This is a genomic window from Mesorhizobium sp. WSM4828 (assembly GCF_055811175.1).
This window is the reverse complement of the sequence record NZ_JBVVQK010000017.1, coordinates 85,052-102,086: the sequence shown is the minus strand read 5'-3', so window position 1 is coordinate 102,086 and position 17,035 is coordinate 85,052. Positions and strand designations below refer to the sequence as shown.

At 63.7% G+C, this 17,035-nt stretch carries 17 protein-coding genes; 9 read left to right on the top strand and 8 right to left on the bottom strand.

Features of this window, described 5'->3' with window-relative positions; translation table 11 throughout:
- Positions 1-35 precede the first annotated feature (35 nt).
- Complete coding sequence (locus tag AC0L2X_RS19825; protein WP_473559851.1) at positions 36-1,010, bottom strand: polysaccharide deacetylase family protein; 975 nt, start codon at positions 1,008-1,010, stop codon at positions 36-38.
- Between the two features lie 363 nt (positions 1,011-1,373).
- Here AC0L2X_RS19825 and AC0L2X_RS19820 point away from each other — a divergent pair, with 363 nt between their 5' ends.
- Together AC0L2X_RS19820 and AC0L2X_RS19815 are read left to right on the top strand one after the other, a co-directional pair.
- The gene (locus AC0L2X_RS19820) at positions 1,374-2,618 is read left to right on the top strand and encodes a DegT/DnrJ/EryC1/StrS family aminotransferase (RefSeq protein ID WP_473559850.1); all 1,245 of its coding nucleotides are present in this window, start codon (positions 1,374-1,376) and stop codon (positions 2,616-2,618) included.
- 168 nt (positions 2,619-2,786) lie between these two features.
- A complete protein-coding gene (locus AC0L2X_RS19815; RefSeq protein WP_473559849.1) occupies positions 2,787-3,230 on the top strand; it encodes an SRPBCC family protein in 444 nt (147 codons plus the stop codon).
- 29 nt (positions 3,231-3,259) lie between these two features.
- On the opposite strand, the gene AC0L2X_RS19810 is transcribed toward AC0L2X_RS19815, so the two are convergent.
- From AC0L2X_RS19810 to AC0L2X_RS19790, 5 genes are all read right to left on the bottom strand, one after another.
- Positions 3,260-3,625 (bottom strand): GFA family protein, encoded by a 366-nt coding sequence (locus tag AC0L2X_RS19810; protein ID WP_473559847.1) that lies wholly within the window; start codon positions 3,623-3,625, stop codon positions 3,260-3,262.
- Positions 3,626-3,813: 188 nt separating this feature from the next.
- A complete protein-coding gene (gene mocR / locus AC0L2X_RS19805; protein WP_473559845.1) occupies positions 3,814-5,280 on the bottom strand; it encodes a rhizopine catabolism transcriptional regulator MocR in 1,467 nt (488 codons plus the stop codon).
- 4 nt (positions 5,281-5,284) lie between these two features.
- The gene (locus tag AC0L2X_RS19800; protein ID WP_352453276.1) at positions 5,285-5,491 is read right to left on the bottom strand and encodes a LacI family DNA-binding transcriptional regulator; all 207 of its coding nucleotides are present in this window, start codon (positions 5,489-5,491) and stop codon (positions 5,285-5,287) included.
- Positions 5,492-5,691: 200 nt separating this feature from the next.
- Positions 5,692-6,603: a myo-inosose-2 dehydratase gene (gene iolE / locus AC0L2X_RS19795; protein WP_473559843.1), complete on the bottom strand. Its 912-nt coding sequence runs from the start codon at positions 6,601-6,603 to the stop codon at positions 5,692-5,694.
- A gap of 111 nt (positions 6,604-6,714) precedes the next feature.
- Positions 6,715-7,002 (bottom strand): DUF3175 domain-containing protein, encoded by a 288-nt coding sequence (locus AC0L2X_RS19790; RefSeq protein ID WP_023675825.1) that lies wholly within the window; start codon positions 7,000-7,002, stop codon positions 6,715-6,717.
- Between the two features lie 174 nt (positions 7,003-7,176).
- On the opposite strand from AC0L2X_RS19790, the gene AC0L2X_RS19785 reads away from it, so the two are divergent.
- The 7 genes from AC0L2X_RS19785 (at position 7,177) to AC0L2X_RS19755 (ending at position 15,159) form a co-directional block, all read left to right on the top strand.
- Positions 7,177-8,409: an MFS transporter gene (locus AC0L2X_RS19785; protein ID WP_473559841.1), complete on the top strand. Its 1,233-nt coding sequence runs from the start codon at positions 7,177-7,179 to the stop codon at positions 8,407-8,409.
- 168 nt (positions 8,410-8,577) lie between these two features.
- Positions 8,578-9,606 carry an HTH-type transcriptional regulator GntR gene (gene gntR / locus AC0L2X_RS19780; protein WP_473559839.1) on the top strand — a complete coding sequence of 343 codons (1,029 nt, stop codon included), beginning with the start codon at positions 8,578-8,580 and terminating at the stop codon, positions 9,604-9,606.
- 295 nt (positions 9,607-9,901) lie between these two features.
- Positions 9,902-11,026: a sugar ABC transporter substrate-binding protein gene (locus AC0L2X_RS19775; RefSeq protein WP_352709807.1), complete on the top strand. Its 1,125-nt coding sequence runs from the start codon at positions 9,902-9,904 to the stop codon at positions 11,024-11,026.
- Positions 11,027-11,106: 80 nt separating this feature from the next.
- Positions 11,107-12,648, top strand: a complete 1,542-nt coding sequence (locus tag AC0L2X_RS19770; protein WP_473559838.1) for a sugar ABC transporter ATP-binding protein — start codon at positions 11,107-11,109, stop codon at positions 12,646-12,648.
- Positions 12,645-13,625, top strand: coding sequence for an ABC transporter permease (locus AC0L2X_RS19765; protein WP_352564358.1), 981 nt, complete (start codon positions 12,645-12,647; stop codon positions 13,623-13,625). The genes AC0L2X_RS19770 and AC0L2X_RS19765 overlap by 4 nt, the downstream gene beginning before the upstream one ends.
- Entirely contained in the window at positions 13,622-14,608 is a 987-nt protein-coding gene (locus tag AC0L2X_RS19760) for an ABC transporter permease (protein WP_473559835.1), read from the top strand. The genes AC0L2X_RS19765 and AC0L2X_RS19760 overlap by 4 nt, the downstream gene beginning before the upstream one ends.
- A 5-nt stretch (positions 14,609-14,613) precedes the next feature.
- On the top strand, positions 14,614-15,159 hold the full coding sequence (locus tag AC0L2X_RS19755; protein ID WP_473559833.1) for a gluconokinase: 546 nt from the start codon (positions 14,614-14,616) through the stop codon (positions 15,157-15,159).
- A 122-nt stretch (positions 15,160-15,281) separates the two neighbouring features.
- Here AC0L2X_RS19755 and AC0L2X_RS19750 read toward each other — a convergent pair whose 3' ends face one another.
- Together AC0L2X_RS19750 and AC0L2X_RS19745 are read right to left on the bottom strand one after the other, a co-directional pair.
- Positions 15,282-15,731 carry an RrF2 family transcriptional regulator gene (locus tag AC0L2X_RS19750; protein WP_006202816.1) on the bottom strand — a complete coding sequence of 150 codons (450 nt, stop codon included), beginning with the start codon at positions 15,729-15,731 and terminating at the stop codon, positions 15,282-15,284.
- 255 nt (positions 15,732-15,986) lie between these two features.
- On the bottom strand, positions 15,987-16,973 hold the full coding sequence (locus AC0L2X_RS19745) for a sulfate ABC transporter substrate-binding protein (protein WP_352709803.1): 987 nt from the start codon (positions 16,971-16,973) through the stop codon (positions 15,987-15,989).
- Positions 16,974-17,035: the final 62 nt, after the last annotated feature.

Genomic DNA, 17,035 nt, shown 5'->3' with positions numbered 1-17,035 from the left:
CCCTCTGGCGCCGTTTTCCGGCCGCGACGATCGGCTCACGTCGTGGATCGGGTGGCCGCTTTGCGGGCCTTTGCCGACGCAAGTCGCTGTTCGCCCGCGTTGCTGCCGCGGGCCGTTGTTGATGATCGCCCGGCCGAGAGCGTTGCGCGAAGCTCCTCGCGCAACGGCTTCATGCCGATGACTTCGAGCGGCTGCGCGGCGAGCCAGTCACGAAAGCCCTGGTCGCGGAACAGCTCGTACTCTTCGGTGCGGATATAGGCGGAGCGCGGCTCGATCAGCTCGAGTTCACCGGGCGCGTTGCAATGCAGGCAAAAGAAGGTCAGGCCCTCGCGCACACCCTCGATGAGCGCTTTGTAAGCCGGCTCGATCGGCCTGGAACGTGGCCGGCCCCAGGTCGTCTGGATCGCGGCGTCGAAAATGGCAAAGCCGCCGGCGCGGGCCAGCGCCACGCCGCGCTGGAACGCCTCCTCGGTGACGCCGACCAGATTGTCGTTGGGGGAATAGGCGGACAGGGTCTTGGTCAGCAGCACGGGCAGCTGATATTCGAGCCCGAGCTTGATGTAGATGTCGCAGAATTCCGGCGACAATGCCGCGCCCATATGCGCGTCGAGATGGGTGACGTCGATGCCGGCGCGATAGGCGGTGTCGATCTGGGCGCGAAGCTCGGCCTCGACCGCCTGCGGCACCGCCTTGCGGCGCGTGGTCGCCACGTCGGGCCACAAGAAGCCGAACTCGTCGGTCAGGCCCGCCGCCCGCGACGGCGCGGTCAACGGCCGCCATTTGTAATGCTGCTTCTCGCTGTTCAGCGTCAGGTGGACGCCGAGATCGAGGCCAGGGTTGGCGACGGCGCTTTCGGCCATTTCGAGGAACCACGGGCACGGCACCATCACCGCGCCGGAACTGCAGACACCCAGTCCGCTCAATTCGAGGAAGGCGCTGTTGGCGCCGTGGCACATGCCGACATCGTCCTCGTGGAGCACGATCCGTTTGCTGGAGCCGGCGGCGTTCACGAATGGCCGCCTTCCCGCCGGCATACCGGCTTCGGGGGTCTTCCAAAGTGTGTCCCGTATTTCATGGAACCAACCGTTTGCCCAACTGGCCGGAATGGAACGCCGAAACCTGCCTTTCCGACAGGGCCACTTTGGCGAATTCGGATGGGTACAATTTGCCTGCCGGCTGAGACACTTAGCTGCCGATTTCCCCAATCAGGGTTCAAAACCAATCATAGGAACCGTCTTCCGGGCGCAGATGGCTTGGTCGAATAGCGGCGGAGTGGTTCTTTCAAACTGTGCCGACAAGCCTACAGCTGTCCACACCATCAAGCGACCACATTATCAAGTGACCCAAACTACCAAGTAACTTGGAGGCCTGTCATGTACACCGCCGGCGAAGAGGAAATCGAAGCCATTGCCAGGGTGATCCGCTCGGGCGCGTTGTTTCGTTACGGCAAGGACAGCGAATGCGACCGCTTCGAGGCCCGCTATGCGCAGCATCTTGGCGTCGAGCATTTCGCGCTGGCCGCCAGCGGCACCTATGGGCTCGCGGCCGGCCTGATCGGCCTCGGCATCGGCCCGGGGGACGAAGTGCTGGTGCCTGCGCACACCTATATGGCGACCGCGACCGCGGTGCTCTCGGTCGGGGCCATTCCCGTCATCGTCGACATCGACGAGAGCCTGACCATCGATCCCATCGCCTTGCGCGAAGCCATCGGGCCGCGCACCAGGGCGGTGATCCCGGTGCATATGTGGGGCGCGGCCTGCAACATGAATGCGATCATGGACATCGCTGCCAAGCGCGGCTTGCTGGTGCTGGAGGATGTCTGCCAGGGCATCGGCGGCGGCTATGAGGGCCGTAAGCTCGGCTCGATCGGCCATGCCGGTGCCTATTCCTTCAACTACTTCAAGAATATAACCTCGGGCGAGGGCGGCGGCATCGCCACCAGCGATCCGAAAGTGGCGGAGCGGGCGCGCTGCGCCATCGACCCTTGCCATTTCTACTGGCAGGGCAGGAGCGACAGCATCAAACCCTTCGCCGGCATCGGCGCCCGAGCCTCGGAGCTGATGGGGGCGATGCTCAACGTCCAGCTCGACCGGCTGGACGGCATCATCGAGGCGATGCGCGCCGAGAAGAAGACGGTGCTGGCCGGTACCCGCCACCTTAGCAATCTCGGGCTGACGCCGTCGCCGATGAACAGCGCGGACGACGATTGTGCCGCACAGGTGATGTACCTGCTGCCGAGCGAGCAGGCGGCGCAGACTTTTTCGAAGACCATTCCCAGCGTCGTCGCCGGCAAGACCGGCCGTCACAATTTCACCCAGTGGGACCAGGTGCTGATGCATGAAGGCGCGCATCATCCGGCGCTCAACCCTTACGCACTGCCCGAGAACCAGGGCCTGCGGCTGGATTATTCCGACGACCTCGGCAAGCGCTCGCTCGACATCCTCAACCGCACCGTGATGGTCGCCATGAACCCAGTGCACAGCGATACCGACATTCAGGACATGATCCACAACATCGACGCGGCGGCGCGGGTGGCGCTGGAGAATGCTTCGCTCGATGATGTCGAATTGCGCAAGGCGGCACCGGTTGATCTGCAGAAGTTCGACAGTGTGAACTAGACCAGATCCGGCGCGATTTGCTACGCTGCGGCCGAGTTCCATGTCCGGCGGCCGGGCGAAGATTCCGGCGGCATAACCGGTCGTCAAAAAATACGCAGGCCCGTGTCGGATAGGCCGGGCTCCGCTCGTCCTAGGGGGCATCGATCACCAACATGGAGGATTAGCGATATGCCCGGCACCGTACGTCTGCACCGCGTTCTGACAACCAGTCCGGAGAAAGTCTACCGCGCGTTCCTCGAAGCGGATGCACTTGCGAAATGGCTTCCGCCGAACGGCTTCACCTGCACGGTTCATCACTTCGAGGCGAAAGTCGGCGGTACGTTCAAAATGTCCTTCCGCAACTTCACCACCGGCGACAGCCACTCGTTCGGCGGCGAATATGTCGAGCTCGTGCCCAATGAGCAACTGCGCTACACCGACCGGTTCGACGACCCCCACCTGGCCGGCGAGATCGAGGTGACCGTGACATTGAAGAAAGTGTCGGTCGGTACCGAAGTGAATATCACGCAGGCCGGTATTCCAGACGCCATCCCGGTTGAGGCCTGCTATCTCGGCTGGCAGGAGTCGCTGCGAAATCTGGCGAAGCTCGTTGAACCCGAGATCAACCAGTAAGATAAAGCTGCCCCGGCTGGTTGGCGTCGCTAACCGGAAACCCAGGAATGACGCCGTTCTTCCCACCCAACGTGCGCCGGGACCGGAAAGGCGGGATCGGCGAAGCAGCCGACCGCGACGGCGATCCATTCTGGCTTTCGCTCGGGCTCCCAGAAAACGCTCGAGCCGCAGCCCGGGCAGAAATGGAAAGTGACGTGATGGCCGCTCCGAGCCGACCGCCTGTAGGTACTGGCGTCGCCGTGGGCTTCAACCTTGTCGCGCGCGAAGAAGGCGGCGACGCCGTATGTGCTGCCGGTCCGTTTCTGGCAGTCGAGGCAGTGACATTGCGCGACCAGTCGCGGGTCTCCCTCACAGGAGATCCTCAGTTGCCCGCAGGCACAGGATGCGATTCTCATGGAATCCTCATGATTCAGATGAATGCGTCGCCGGCTCATACGGCGGCGGCATGCTTCTGGTTTTCGGGGAGGTTCGGCCTTGTGAGTGGCTCCTTGCGCGAACGCGGCGAAGGACCAAGACCGATGGCGTATTTCTAATCGCCTCGGGCGATTGTTGCAACCGCGGTGAACGAGATGACGCGCTTGCCCTAGCTTCTGTCCAACCTCAGAAACGCGGCGCGCAGCGCCAGCACGGCACGCAGGATCTGGCGTTCGTCCATCGCCGCATAGCCGAGCAGCAGGCCGTGCTCGGGTTCAGTAGAGTGGTAGTTGATGGAGATGCCCTGGACGTCGAGCCCCTCCTTGAGGGCGGCAGCGACCACGTCACTGTCGTTGTAGGGCCTGACGAAGCTCGCCAGCAGCTGCATGCCGGAATCGTTTTCCGTGACGGTCAGCCATTCGGCCAGATGCTCCTGGCACAGCTTGACGAAGTTCGCCTGCCGGCGCGCATAGAGCCGGCGCGTGCGCTTGAGGTGTGTGGCGAAATAGCCCTGCGTGATGAAGTCGTTGACCGTTGCCTGCAGGATCAGCGGCGCGAACTGGCCGGTGATGCTCACCGCCCGGTCGAACGGCACCGACAATTCGCGCGGCACGATCAGATAACCGATGCGCAGCGCCGGGATCAGCGTCTTGCCGAAGCTGCCGATATAGACAACGCGGTCGGCATGATCGAGCCCGCGCAGCGCCGGCACCGGCCGGCCGCGGAACCGGTATTCGCCGTCATAGTCGTCCTCGACGATCCAGGCGCCGTTGCGTTCGGCGATGTCGAGCAGCTGCAACCGCTCCTCGATGCGCATGATGGTGCCGAACGGCCATTGGCAGGATGGCGTCACATAGATCAGCCGCGGCGGCGGCAGCTCCGGATCGGCAAGATGCCAGCCGCGCCGGTCGACCTTCAACGGTGCTAATCTGGCGCCGCTGGCGAGAAAGGCGCTCTTGGCGCCGAGATAGCCGGGCTCCTCCATCCAGACATGGTCGCCTTCGTCCATCAGCACGCGCGAGACGAGATCGAGCGCTGCCTGCGCGCCGGTGACGATGATCACCTGGTCGGCGGTGCAGCTGATGCCGCGCGACAGGCCGATGGTCGAGGCAATAGCCTGACGCAGGCCGGGGTGGCCGGCAAAGGAGAGATAACCAAGCAGGCTCTCGTCGCGGCTGCGTGCATTGCGCACCAGAAGGCTTGACCAGATGGTGAACGGAAACGATGCCGTTTCAGGCACGCCCGGATGGAAATTGATGACGCCGGCATTGCGCGGCGGTTGCGGGCCGTTGACGATGGTCTGGCCACGCCGCGACAGCTTTTGCGGCGCTGCCAGACCGGCGCGCAGCGACGCCAAGGGACGGTTCTGCTGGATCGGCGCCACCCAGGTACCCGATCCGGCACGCGCCTCGATGAAACCTTCGGCGAGGAGCTGGTCATAGGCGGCGATGACCGTGTTGCGCCCGACCTTCAGATCTTCGGCCAGCGAGCGCGTCGACGGCAGCAGCGTGTTCTGCGGGATCTGGCCGTCAAGGATGAAGCGTCGCAACGCGCCGTAGATCTGACGATGCATCGGTTCTTCCGAAGCGCGGTCGACCGACATGATGTCGAGGGAAAGGCGCATGTGGTCGGCCACGGCACTATCCCCCGACGAACCGGGCGGCGCGGGCGATCTTTTCCTCGTTGAGCCGGCAGACGGTATCGAGCACCAGTCGCCTGGTTTCGGGGCGGATCTCGCGGCTGTTCTTCAGCGCGCGATGCACGGTGGCGGCGCCAAGTTCCGCCTTCTCGGCGATCTCCCGGATGGTGCAAAGCCGTTCCATGCCAAGCGCAGCTTCGAAAGCCATGTCGCTCCTCCTCGGTTGCATCAAGGCACGGCTTCCGGCCGGCCTCAAGCTTGAAAGTCGGGGTTTGAAATCCGGAGCCGGGATTCTGCGATCCGCGCCGCACAGGGAGCAAGACGGCGCGGATCGCCGGGCGCTTTCGCGTCGCTAACCCCATCGAGGCGCGCGCCCATCATGTTCCTCCGGCTCGCAATACGGTCCGGTCAGTCTGCCTGTCGCGTCGCCACTTCGAAACCGGCTTCGCGGGCGGTGGCGAGCAACGAGAAATAGCCTTTGCTGGCATAGGTCAGCGGATGTGCCTTGGCCGGATCCTGCTCAGCTTCGACAACGATCCAACCTTCATAGCCGCGCGCGGCGAGGGGTTTCAGCAATGACAGGAAATCGACCGAGCCGTCGCCGGGCACGGTAAAAATGCCGTCCATTACCGCCGCCATGAAGCTCATGTCCTCGCGGCGTGCCCGTTCCAGCACCGCCCTGCGAACGTCCTTGCAGTGGAAATGCACGATGCGGTCGAGATGCCGTTGCAGCAGCGATTGCGGGTCGCCGCCCGAAAACAGGCAGTGGCCGGTATCGAACAACAGGCCGACGCTTCGGCCCGTCGCCGTCATCAGCCTGTCGACTTCATCGTCCGTCTCGACAATGGTGCCCATGTGGTGGTGGAAGGCCATGCCGACCCCGAATGCGGCCATGCGGTCGGCGAGGGCGGTCAGTTTCTCGCCATAGGACGGCCAGTCCCGGTCGGCGAGCCGCGGACGCTCGGAGATCGGCGCGAAAATGCCGTCATGGCGACCGCGCGAGGTGTCGGCGTAGACGACGATCCTGGCGCCAAGGTCGCGCAACAGCTGCAGATGTGGGGTAATCGCCGCGAATTCCTCGTCGACCGTGCGGTCGAGAATGCGGCCATCATACCAGCCGGAGACGAGTTCCAGGCCATAGGAGGACAGGAGCGGCCCAAGCACTTCAGCCTGGCGCGGAAATTTGCCGCCGAGCTCGGTGCCGCGGTAGCCGGCCTGCGCGGTTTCCGACAGGCAGGTCTCCAAGGGCGTATCGCCGCCAAGCGCCGGAACGTCGTCATTGCTCCAGGTGATGGGATTGATGCCGATCTTGACCGTCATGACGCCAGGCTTTTGCAGGCTTGGGAATACAAGCCGAGCCTGCAAACTGGCGACAAAGAGGCCCTGTCACTAGGTCCAGTTCAGCCGAATTTGGCAGAACCAATGTTAACCCTAGTCCTCTTTGGGGCGCCCGAAGAGGGCACGCAGCTCGTCCTTTGCGTCCTCCAGCACTTTCTTCTGCGCCGCCGGCAGGTTCTTGCCGGCGCGGTTGATGTAGAAATTCAGCATCGACATGGCGGATTGAAACGGCCCTGCCTTGCGTCGATCGCTGTGCTCGGCCGATCGCTTCAAAGAGGCGGCGATCTTCTTGGGATCGTGGGATTCGAAGATGTGTTCCTCTAGGTCCAGCGCGTCGCTGTGCTCGGTGACGTCGGCGGACCATTTCCGTTGCGCGGTCATGGCAAACTCCTTCCACTAGGTCGTTGCCGGGAAAACGCCTTATGGCGCACCCCTGTTCCACCTCGGCCCGAATCCCTGGAGCCACGGATTTGCCTGTCGTGGCGCTGCTCGGCGATGCGAATGCGCCGATAGTGGTCAGAACCGCCGATTCAAGAACTGCGGACAGGAAACGCCTTGACCCCAATCGTCTCAAGCCAGGCAGGAAGTTCCGGCATCGACAGCACCTACGCATGGATACGACTCGGCATCTCGATGCTGCTGGCAACGATCGGCGGGGTCGGCATGTGGGCGGTGGTCGTGGTGCTGCCCGCCGTGCAGGCAGAATTCGGCGTCGATCGCGCCGCTGCCTCGATGCCCTACACCGCGACCATGGTCGGCTTTGCCGCCGGCAATGTGCTGTTCGGCCGCGCCATCGACCGCATGGGGTATTGGATCCCGGCGCTGATTGCCGCGATTACACTTGGCGCCGGCTTCCTGCTGGCGTCGCTGACCAGTTCGATCCTGCAGTTCACCCTGGTCCAGGGCCTGTTGATCGGCGTCGGCTCGTCGGCGATCTTCGGCCCTTTGATCGCAGACATCTCGCACTGGTTCAATCGGCGCCGCGGCGTCGCGGTGACGGCTGCCGCGTCCGGCAACTATCTCGCCGGAGCGATCTGGCCGACGGCGATGCCCTATGTCATGCAGGCGCAAGGCTGGCGCTTCACCTATGCCGCGATCGGCGTCGTCTGCCTGGTCACCATGGTGCCGCTGGTCCTGCTGCTCCGGCGCGGCGCACCACCTCAGGCGGCTCCCGGGTCGCTAGGCAGCCGCGTGGTCCAGCCGATCTCGCTGTCGCCGGCGGCCTTGCAGGCGCTGCTCATCGTCGCCGGGCTCGGCTGCTGCGTTGCGATGTCGATGCCGCAAGTCCATATCGTCGCTTACTGCATGGATCTCGGCTACGGCGTCGCGCATGGCGCCGATATGCTGTCGATCATGCTGGCGGCGGGCGTCGTCAGCCGGCTTGGCTCGGGCTTCCTTGCCGATCGCATCGGCGGCGTGAAAACCCTGCTGATCGGCTCTGTGCTGCAATGCCTTTCGCTGTTGTTCTATATCCCGTTCGACGGGCTTGCCTCGCTCTATGTCGTCTCGCTGGTCTTCGGTCTGTCGCAGGGCGGCATCGTGCCCTGTTATGCGATCATCGTGCGCGAATATATGCCAGCCAAGGAGGCTGGCCAGCGCGTCGGCATCGTCATGATGGCGACCATCTTCGGCATGGCTATCGGCGGCTGGATGTCGGGCTGGATCTACGATTTGACCGGTTCCTATGCCGCCGCGTTCCTCAACGGCATCGGCTGGAACCTGCTGAACATTTCGGCCATGGTGCTGCTGCTGTGGAAGGCCCGGCGCAGCGCTGCCGTGACGGCCTGAAGCACGGCGATACGGATCAGTCTTTCCGGCATCGCTTGACAATAGCCGAAGGCTGCGCGACGCCAGACAAGGTGCAATGGGCCAGGTTGGCATGGCGGCAGTGGCAAAGACCCTGAACATCGTCTCACGATCGCGTCTGGGCGGTTGCCCGGCGTCGGGACGAGTACGGTGATCAAGCCGCGCTCACGCCGTGGCGGCGGCCGCCCGACCATCGCCGATGTCGCCCGCAAGGCCGGCGTCGGCGCCATCACCGTGTCGCGCGCCTTGCGTGAGCCGGGGCGTGTCTCGGAAGACCTGCGCCGCCAGATCGAGTCCGCCGTGAATGAGCTCGGCTATGTGCCCGACCCGAATGCGCGGGCGCTGGCTTCGGCGCGCGCCGAGGTGTTTGGCGTCCTGGTGCCGTCGCTTACCAACAACGTCTTTGCCGAAGTGGTGCGCGGCATCTACGACAGCCTGTCGGACGGCCCTTTCCGCATCCAGCTCGGCAACACCCACTATTCCGGCCTTGAGGAAGAGCGGCTGCTGCAGGTGTTCGGCCCGCAACGCCCGGCGGCGCTGATCGTGGCCGGCATCGACCAGACGCCGGCGTCGCGAAAGCTGCTGGAAACGGCAGGCTGTCCGGTGGTGCAGGTGATGGAGACCGGGCCCGATCCGGTCGACATGATGGTCGGTTTCTCACATTTCCAGGGCGGCAAGGCGGCTGCGGAACATCTGATCGAGGCAGGCTATCGCCGGATCGGCTTTATCGGCGCGCGCATGGATCCGCGTTCGCAGCGGCGGCTTGCCGGCTATCGCGCGGCGATGGAGGCGGCCGGCCTGTTCGATGCGCGGCTCACCACCACGACGCCGGTGCCCTCCAGCGTCACCCTCGGCCGCGAATTGTTCCGCGACGCGCTGGCCAAGGTGCCGAGCCTCGACGGCGTGTTCTGCAACAATGACGATATCGCCCTTGGCGTGCTGTTCGAATGCCATCGCGCTTCGATCGCCGTGCCGAAGACGATCGGAATCGTCGGCTTCAACGATCTCGACATGATGGAAGTGGCGTTTCCGTCGGTCACCAGCGTTCGGACCTACCGTTACGAGATCGGCCGACGGGCTGTCGCCATGGCGCTTGCGGCGATCGAAGGCAACAGGCCGGAACAGCGGGTCGTCGACCTCGGCTTCGAGCTCAAGCAACGTGAGAGCACGGCGCGCTGAAGCGAGCTTCAACGCAATGGCCTTTACACAGCGTCATGGTAGCGCTACCAGTTATCGCCGGGCGGTACTTCGCCCCGAAGATGGCAGGCTGTTTATTATACATAAGCGACAGCTCATGCTTGTTTATTATGTATAATATGATAGTTTTTGCGAGACTAGCCGGGCAACAAAGGAGGGGATCGGGTCGGCATTCGGCCACCTGAACGCGCAACGGGTACGGCGGGAGGTGCCGGGCCGGAAACGCGCAAATTCATCGGCGTAAGAACAAACAAAACTGCAACTGGGAGGAATATCGATGATCAAGTCACTCGTTGGCGGTATCGTTGCCGCCACTGCTTTCGTCATGCTGAGCTCGTCGGCGATCGCCGAACCTGAAATCGTCAAGGGGCCATCGGCCGAGCCTGACTGCTTCGCGCCGTGGTCGGCCGATACGCAGTTCTTCAAGTTTCCCAAGAAAGACGGCCCGTACCGCATCGCTCTGGCCAACGGCTACATCGCCAACACTTGGCGCATCCAGATGGTGCAGACGGCAAAAGCCTATGCAGCGCAGCCGGAGGTCGCGGCCAAGCTCAAGGAATTCAAGGTGGTCTCGACCGGCGAAGACGTGCCGGCCCAGATTTCGGCAATCAACAATTTCATCGATTCCGGCTATGACGCGATCGTCGTCAACGCCCAGAACCCGACCGCATTCGGCCCTGTCATCAAGCGGGCCAAGGAAGCCGGCGTGGTGCTGGTCGCCTTCGACAACATCCTCGACACCAAGGATGCCATCAACGTCAATGTCGACCAGAAAGGCCTTGGCGAATTGTGGGGCAACTGGCTGGTCAAGCACGTGCCGAATGGCGGCAAGGTGCTGGAGGTGCGCGGCGTTGCAGGCACGTCCGTCGACACCGACCGCCATAACGGCATCCACGAGGTTCTCGACGCTTCCGGCAAGAAATGGGATGTCACCGAGGTCGTCGGCAAGTGGGATGACGGCGTTGCGCAAAAGGCTACGGCCGATGCCATTGCCACCAACGGCCCCTTCGACGGCATTACCGGACAGGGCGGCGATACCGGCATCGTGCAGGCGATGATCGATGCCAAGCATCCGTTCGTGCCGTTCGGCGGCGAGACGGAGAATGGCTTCCGCAAATTCTGTGCCAAGTTCGCCGCTGACGGCCTGAAATGCTCGTCGGCCGGAACCGGCCCGGCTCAGGTCGCGGTTGCCATCAAGACGGCGATTGCAGCACTTGAAGGCCAGGTCGTGCCGCAAGCGGTCAAGCTGCCGCTGGCGATCGTCGAAGATCCGAACTTCAAGGCAGGCCAGGATTTCTTCCCCGACCAATCCGACAATTTCTTCGTCGGCAATTCCTTCCCGACCTGCGGCATCAACTTCACGGCGCAGGAAATCATGGGCCAGAGCAAGGAAAACCAGTAAACTCCGACAGCCCGACGCCGCGGGAAATTCCGCGGCGTCGGCGCTCGACATCCTGATTGCCAAGCGCCTGGGGAGGGCCGATGGACGGTGCGGTTCCGCTCTTCCGCATGGAAGGCATATCCAAGCGCTATGGCGGCGTGCGGGCGCTGGAGAAGGCTGAGCTGTCGGTCACTCCAGGCAGCATCCACGCCATTCTCGGCGAGAACGGCGCCGGCAAATCGACGCTGATCAAGGTCATGGCGGGGGTCGTCGCGCCCGACGAGGGCCGCATGATGCTGGACGGAAACGAAGTGAGCTTCGCTTCGCCGGCCGCTGCCAACCAGGCCGGCATCGTCTGCATCTTCCAGGAACTGTCGCTCGTCCCCGAACTCAGCGTTGCCGACAACATCGTCATTTCCGATCCGCCGAAGCGTTTCGGCATGATCGACCGCAAGGCGCAGCGCCGCATCGCCGAAGAAGCCCTTGCTCGCGCCGGCGCCTCCGATATCCATCCGCTGGCGCTGGTCAAGGATCTTCCTCTTTCAAGAAGGCAGATGGTCGAGATCGCCAAAGCACTGGCGCGCAAGCCACGCATCCTGATCCTCGACGAGGCGACCTCGGCGCTGACCGCGGCTGACGTCGCCAGGGTTTTCGCCGTGTTGAAGCGGCTGCGTTCCGAAGGGCTGGCGCTGCTCTATATTTCGCACCGCATGAACGAGATCGCCGAACTGGCCGACCAGTGCACGGTATTCCGCAATGGCCGCAATGTCGCCAGCTATGCGGCCGGCACCAAGAGCGACAACGAGGTCGTCGAACTGATGATCGGGCGCGAATACAGCCACATCTTTCCGCCCAAGCCCGCGCGGGCGGGTGCTGCAGCCACGCCGGTTCTGGAGGCGCGCAGCCTGTCCTGGACGGATCGGCTGCACGATGTCTCGCTGTCGGTCGGGGCGGGCGAGGTGGTCGGCCTCGGCGGCCTCGATGGCCAGGGCCAGCGCGAATTGCTGCTCGCCTTCTTCGGTGTGCTGCGCGGCCTGTCGGGCCAGATCCTGATCGACGGCAGACCGGTGGCGATTGCCAGCCCGGCCGCCGCACGCGATGACCGGATCGGCATGGCGCTGATCCCGGAGGACCGCAAGACCGAGGGGCTGATGCTGCCGATGACGGTGCGCGAAAACCTCTCCTTCGCCGCCCTCGACCGGCTGTCCAGGGCCGGCATCATCGATCGCGCCGCTGAGCAGCGGCTGATCGACGACATGGTCGGTCTTCTGGCGATCAAGACGGCCGGGCTCGACATTCCGGTCGGCGCGCTGTCCGGCGGCAACCAGCAGAAGGTCGTTATCGCCAAATGGCTGATGCGGCAGCCGCGCATCATCCTGCTTAACGATCCGACGCGCGGCATCGATGTCGGCACCAAGCAGGAGCTTTACCAGTTGATGCGCAAGCTTGCCGACCAGGGTGCGGCGATCCTCTTCTATTCGACCGACTATGACGAGCTGATCGGCTGTTGCGACCGAGTGCTGGTGCTCTATGACGGGGCGGTCAAGCGCGAACTGGTCGGCGCCGAAATCACCGAACGGGCGCTGATCGCCAGCGCGCTCAACATTCACGAAGAGATGCCAAGGCAAGGAGCGGACGCGTGAAGGATTGGCGCTACTGGCTTGCCGAACAGCGCGGAACGCTGCTGGCGTTCGGCATCTTCGTCGTCATGTTCGTCATCTACACCTCGAACCACCCAGCGGGTTTCACCGCCAATGTCGTGCAGACCGCCTCGAACAAGGGCGTGCTGCTCGCCTTCGTCGCGATGGCGCAGACGCTGGTGGTCATCACCGCCGGCATTGATCTTTCGGTCGGCATGATCTTCACGCTGACCAACTGCCTGGCGTCGTGGCTGGTCGTCGGCACCGGCATCGAGACCGCCTTCGGCGTCATCGCCGTGCTCGGCACCGGGCTGCTGTGCGGGGCAATCAACGGCGCCATCGTCATCTATGGACGCCTGCAGCCGATCGTAGCCACCATCGCCACCGGCGCGGTCTATTTCGGCATCGCGCTGCTGCTTCGGCCGTTTCCGGGCGGCTCGGTCAATGAAGGGCTCGCCGATGCGCTGACAGGGCGCCTGTTTGGTTTTGTGCCGGCGAGCCTGGTGACGCTGCTGGCGGTCGTGCTCGTTGTCTGGGTGCCGTTCAGCCGGTCGGTGCTCGGCCGGGCCGCCTATGCAGCCGGCTCCTCGGAGATGGCGGCCTACATGTCCGGCGTGCCGATCCGGCGTGGAAAGTTCGCCGCCTATGCGCTTGCCGGGCTGCTTGCCGCGATCGGCGGGCTGTTCCTGACGTTTTTCACCTATACCGGCGATGCGGCCTATGCCAGCGGCAACGCCTATACGCTGTTTTCGATTGCCGCGGTCGTGCTTGGCGGCGTGTCGCTGTTCGGCGGCAAGGGCAGCGCCATCGGCGCGATCTTCGGCGCGCTTGCCTTCCGCACCATCGGCGACCTGCTGTTCGTCTTCGATTTCGATCCGCTCTGGCAGCCCCTGTTCCAGGGCGTCATCCTGCTGATCGCGGTCAGCCTCGGCGCCTTCGCCCTGTTTCGGGTCCGCAACCGGCTGGAGTGGTTCCTGTGAGCGAAACGACTGTGAGCGGTCTCGCCGGCCGCATGCCGAAATTCCTCCGCCGCGCCGATCCGGCGGTGCTCACGGCGTTCGCCTGTATCGTGCTGCTGCTGTTCCTCGGCAGCCTCTATTCGCGCAGCTTCCTGTCGCCTGAATACCTTTTGCAGCAGCTCAAGGTGGCGTCGTTTCTGGGCGTCATCGCCACCGGCATGATGCTGGTCATCCTGCTCGGCCAGATCGACCTGTCAGTGCCCTGGTCGGTGGCGGCCGGCGCCATGATGGCCTGCGCCGCGGCCGCATACGGTCCCGTCGGCGTGGCGCTTGCCATTCCGTTCGGCATCTTCTGCGGTGTTCTGATCGGCATCGTCAACGGCATCGGCGTAGCCTATCTGCGCATCCCCTCGATGATCATCACGCTTGCCACCAACGCCGTCGCGCAGGGGCTGATGGTGGTCTACACCGGCGGTTTCTCGCCGCAGGATTCGGCGACCGGTGCGATGCGCTATCTGGCGACCGGCTTTGCTGTTCCTGGCGTGCCGAACGCAGTTCTCATCTGGGCGCTGATCGGCGCCGCAATGGTGTTCGTGCTGACCCGCACCGGCTTCGGCCGCACCGTCTACGGCATCGGCAACCGCGAGCGTGCCGCCTATCTTTCCGGCATCGATACAAGGCGCGTGGTGATGGTCGCCTTTGCAGTTTCGGGCGGGCTCTCCGCCTTCGGCGGCGTGCTGTTGGCCGGCTATGCCTCCAAGGCGGCACAATCGATGGGCGATGCCTATCTGCTGCCGTCGATCGCCGCCGTGGTGCTTGGCGGCACCTCGATCCTCGGCGGGCGCGGCTCCTATCTCGGCACCGTCGCCGGCGTGATCCTGATCACGCTTTTGCAATCCATTCTCTCTGTCATGCAGATGCCGGAGGCGGGACGGCAGATCATCTACGGCGTCGTCATCGTCGCCATGCTGCTGCTCTATGGCCGCGCGCCGGCAAGCCGCTGACCTGCATGACCGGGAAAGACGTGGCATATAAGCCGGCGAGCACTGGACGAGCGACATCCGCCATCGTGGTGATGGGCGTCGCCGGCTGCGGCAAGTCGGTCGTCGGCGAAGCGCTTGCAGCGGCATCGGGCGCCGTCTTTATCGAAGGCGACAGGCTGCATCCGCCCGAAAACGTCGCGCGCATGGCGAGCGGGCAGCCGCTCACCGACGCGCTGCGCGAGGGCTGGCTCGACGCGATCGGCCAGCGCATGGCAGCATCGGTCGCAAGCGGGCAAGGTGTGGTCGCCGCCTGCTCGGCGTTGAAGCGCAGCTATCGCGATCGCCTGCGCGGCTTTTGCCCGGATATCATTTTCGTCTATTTGGAGATCGACCCGGCAACGGCAAAACAGCGCGTCGGCAATCGCAAGGGTCATTTCATGCCGGCAAGCCTGGTCGACAGCCAGTTCGCCACGCTCGAGGCGCCAGCGGCGGACGAGGCGGCGATAACCTTGGATGGCACGCGTCCGGTCGCCGACACCGTCGCAACCGCCTTGAGCCTGCTCGCGCGCTAGCGTGGTTCATCGTTTCACGGAAACGCCGAACCGCTCTATCTCTTTGTTTTTGCGCAATTCCCTAGGGAAAGCGCTACGCGCTTTTCCCGGGAAAACCGTTTCACACTTTTCCTGGAATTGCTCTAGATCTGCGACGTCAGTTCGACCGGGAAATCGTCATTGTCGGCGTCGCGCATGGCCGCGAGGCTGCGGTTATCGAGCACCTCGGCGATTGCCTGACGGACCTCCAGCATCATGTGCCGGACCTGGCAGGTCGCCTCATCGCAATCCTCGCAGCGCTGGTATTGCGTGCGGCTGGCGCAGGGGATCGGCGCCAGCGGCCCGTCGAGAACGCGCACGACATGGCCGATCTTGATCTCGGAAGCCGGCCGGGCGAGACGATAGCCGCCTTCCTTGCCCTTGCGGCTCTGGACGAATCCGGCGTTGCGCAACTCGCCCAGGATGGCATCCAGAAATTTCTTGGGGATGTTGTTGGCGACCGCAATGTCGTTGACGAATGCAAGCTGGCCGACCGGCAGGCCCGACAGATGCACGAGGGCCTTGAGGCCGTATTTGCCTTTTTTGGTAAGCATGCCCGAACCAACCCATAAAGCCCCAACCACCCGCATTTGGCGGCTGTTTGTGTGCAAATAATGACGGTTTGGCCGTGCGATGCCGTTCGCGCAGACAGGCCGTCCGACGACATATTGCGCGCAAACGCGTTGATTCTTCGTAACGTTTTGGCGGGCGGGCGGTCCGGAATGTGCGGAAGCTGCAATTTCGGCGGGGCAAAATGGAAGGAAAGCTGGCAAGCGCCGGCTTTCCATCAGTTCGCGAGGTTGGCGACGTCAGCGGCTGCCGTAAGTCTGGTCGAGCAGGCCGCCCGCTGCAAAATGCTCGGCCTGGACCTTGGCCCAGCCGCCGAAGACGTCCTCCACCGTCAGCAGGCGGACATCGGGAAACTCAGCCTTGTATTTGGCGGCGACCGCCGGGTCGCGGGCCCGCAGGCCGTTGCGGGCGGCGATGTCCTGGCCCTCCGGCGTATAGAGGAAGTCGAGATAGGTCTTGGCGAGGTCGCGTGTGCCGTGCTCGTCGGCGACCGTGTCGACGATCGCCACCGGAAATTCCGCCAACAGGCTGACCGAGGGCGTCACCTGCTCGAATTTGTCCTCGCCATACTCCTTGCGGACGCCGCGCGTTTCCGACTCGAAGGTGATGAGCACGTCGCCGATCTCGCGCTGCACGAAAGTGGTGGTCGCGGCGCGCCCGCCGCTGTCGAACACCGGCACGTTGTTGAACAGCTTTGTCACAAACTCCTTCACCTTGGCATCGTCACCTTTGAAGGCTTCCTTGGCGTAGGCGGTGGCTGCGAGATAGGTGTAGCGCGCATTGCCGGAGGTTTTCGGATTGGGGAAGATCACCTGGACGTCGTCGCGCACGAGATCGTTCCAATCCTTGATGTGCTTCGGATTACCGGCGCGCACCAGGAAGGAGGGCAGCGAATAGAAAGGCGAGGCGTTGTCCGGAAAGTCCTTCTGCCAGTCGGCGGAGATAAGGCCTTTCTTGACCAGGAAGTCGATGTCGATGACCTGGTTGAAGGTGACCACGTCGGCGCCGAGGCCTTCGGCAATGGCGCGTGCCTGCGCAGACGTCCCGGCATGCGACTGATCGATGGTGACGCCAGGGTGGCCGGCGACGAAGGCCTTGTTGACCTGCGCAAACAGTTCGCGGCCGACATCGTAAGAGGCGTTCAGCAATTTGTCGGCCGACCAGGCTTGGGAGGATGCGAGGAACAGGCCGGCCAACGTGGCGACGCCAAGCAAAAATCGCTTCATAAAACAGGGCTCCAATGCCGTGCGCTTAATGCCGGACCATAGCGGCAAGACATTGTGCGCGA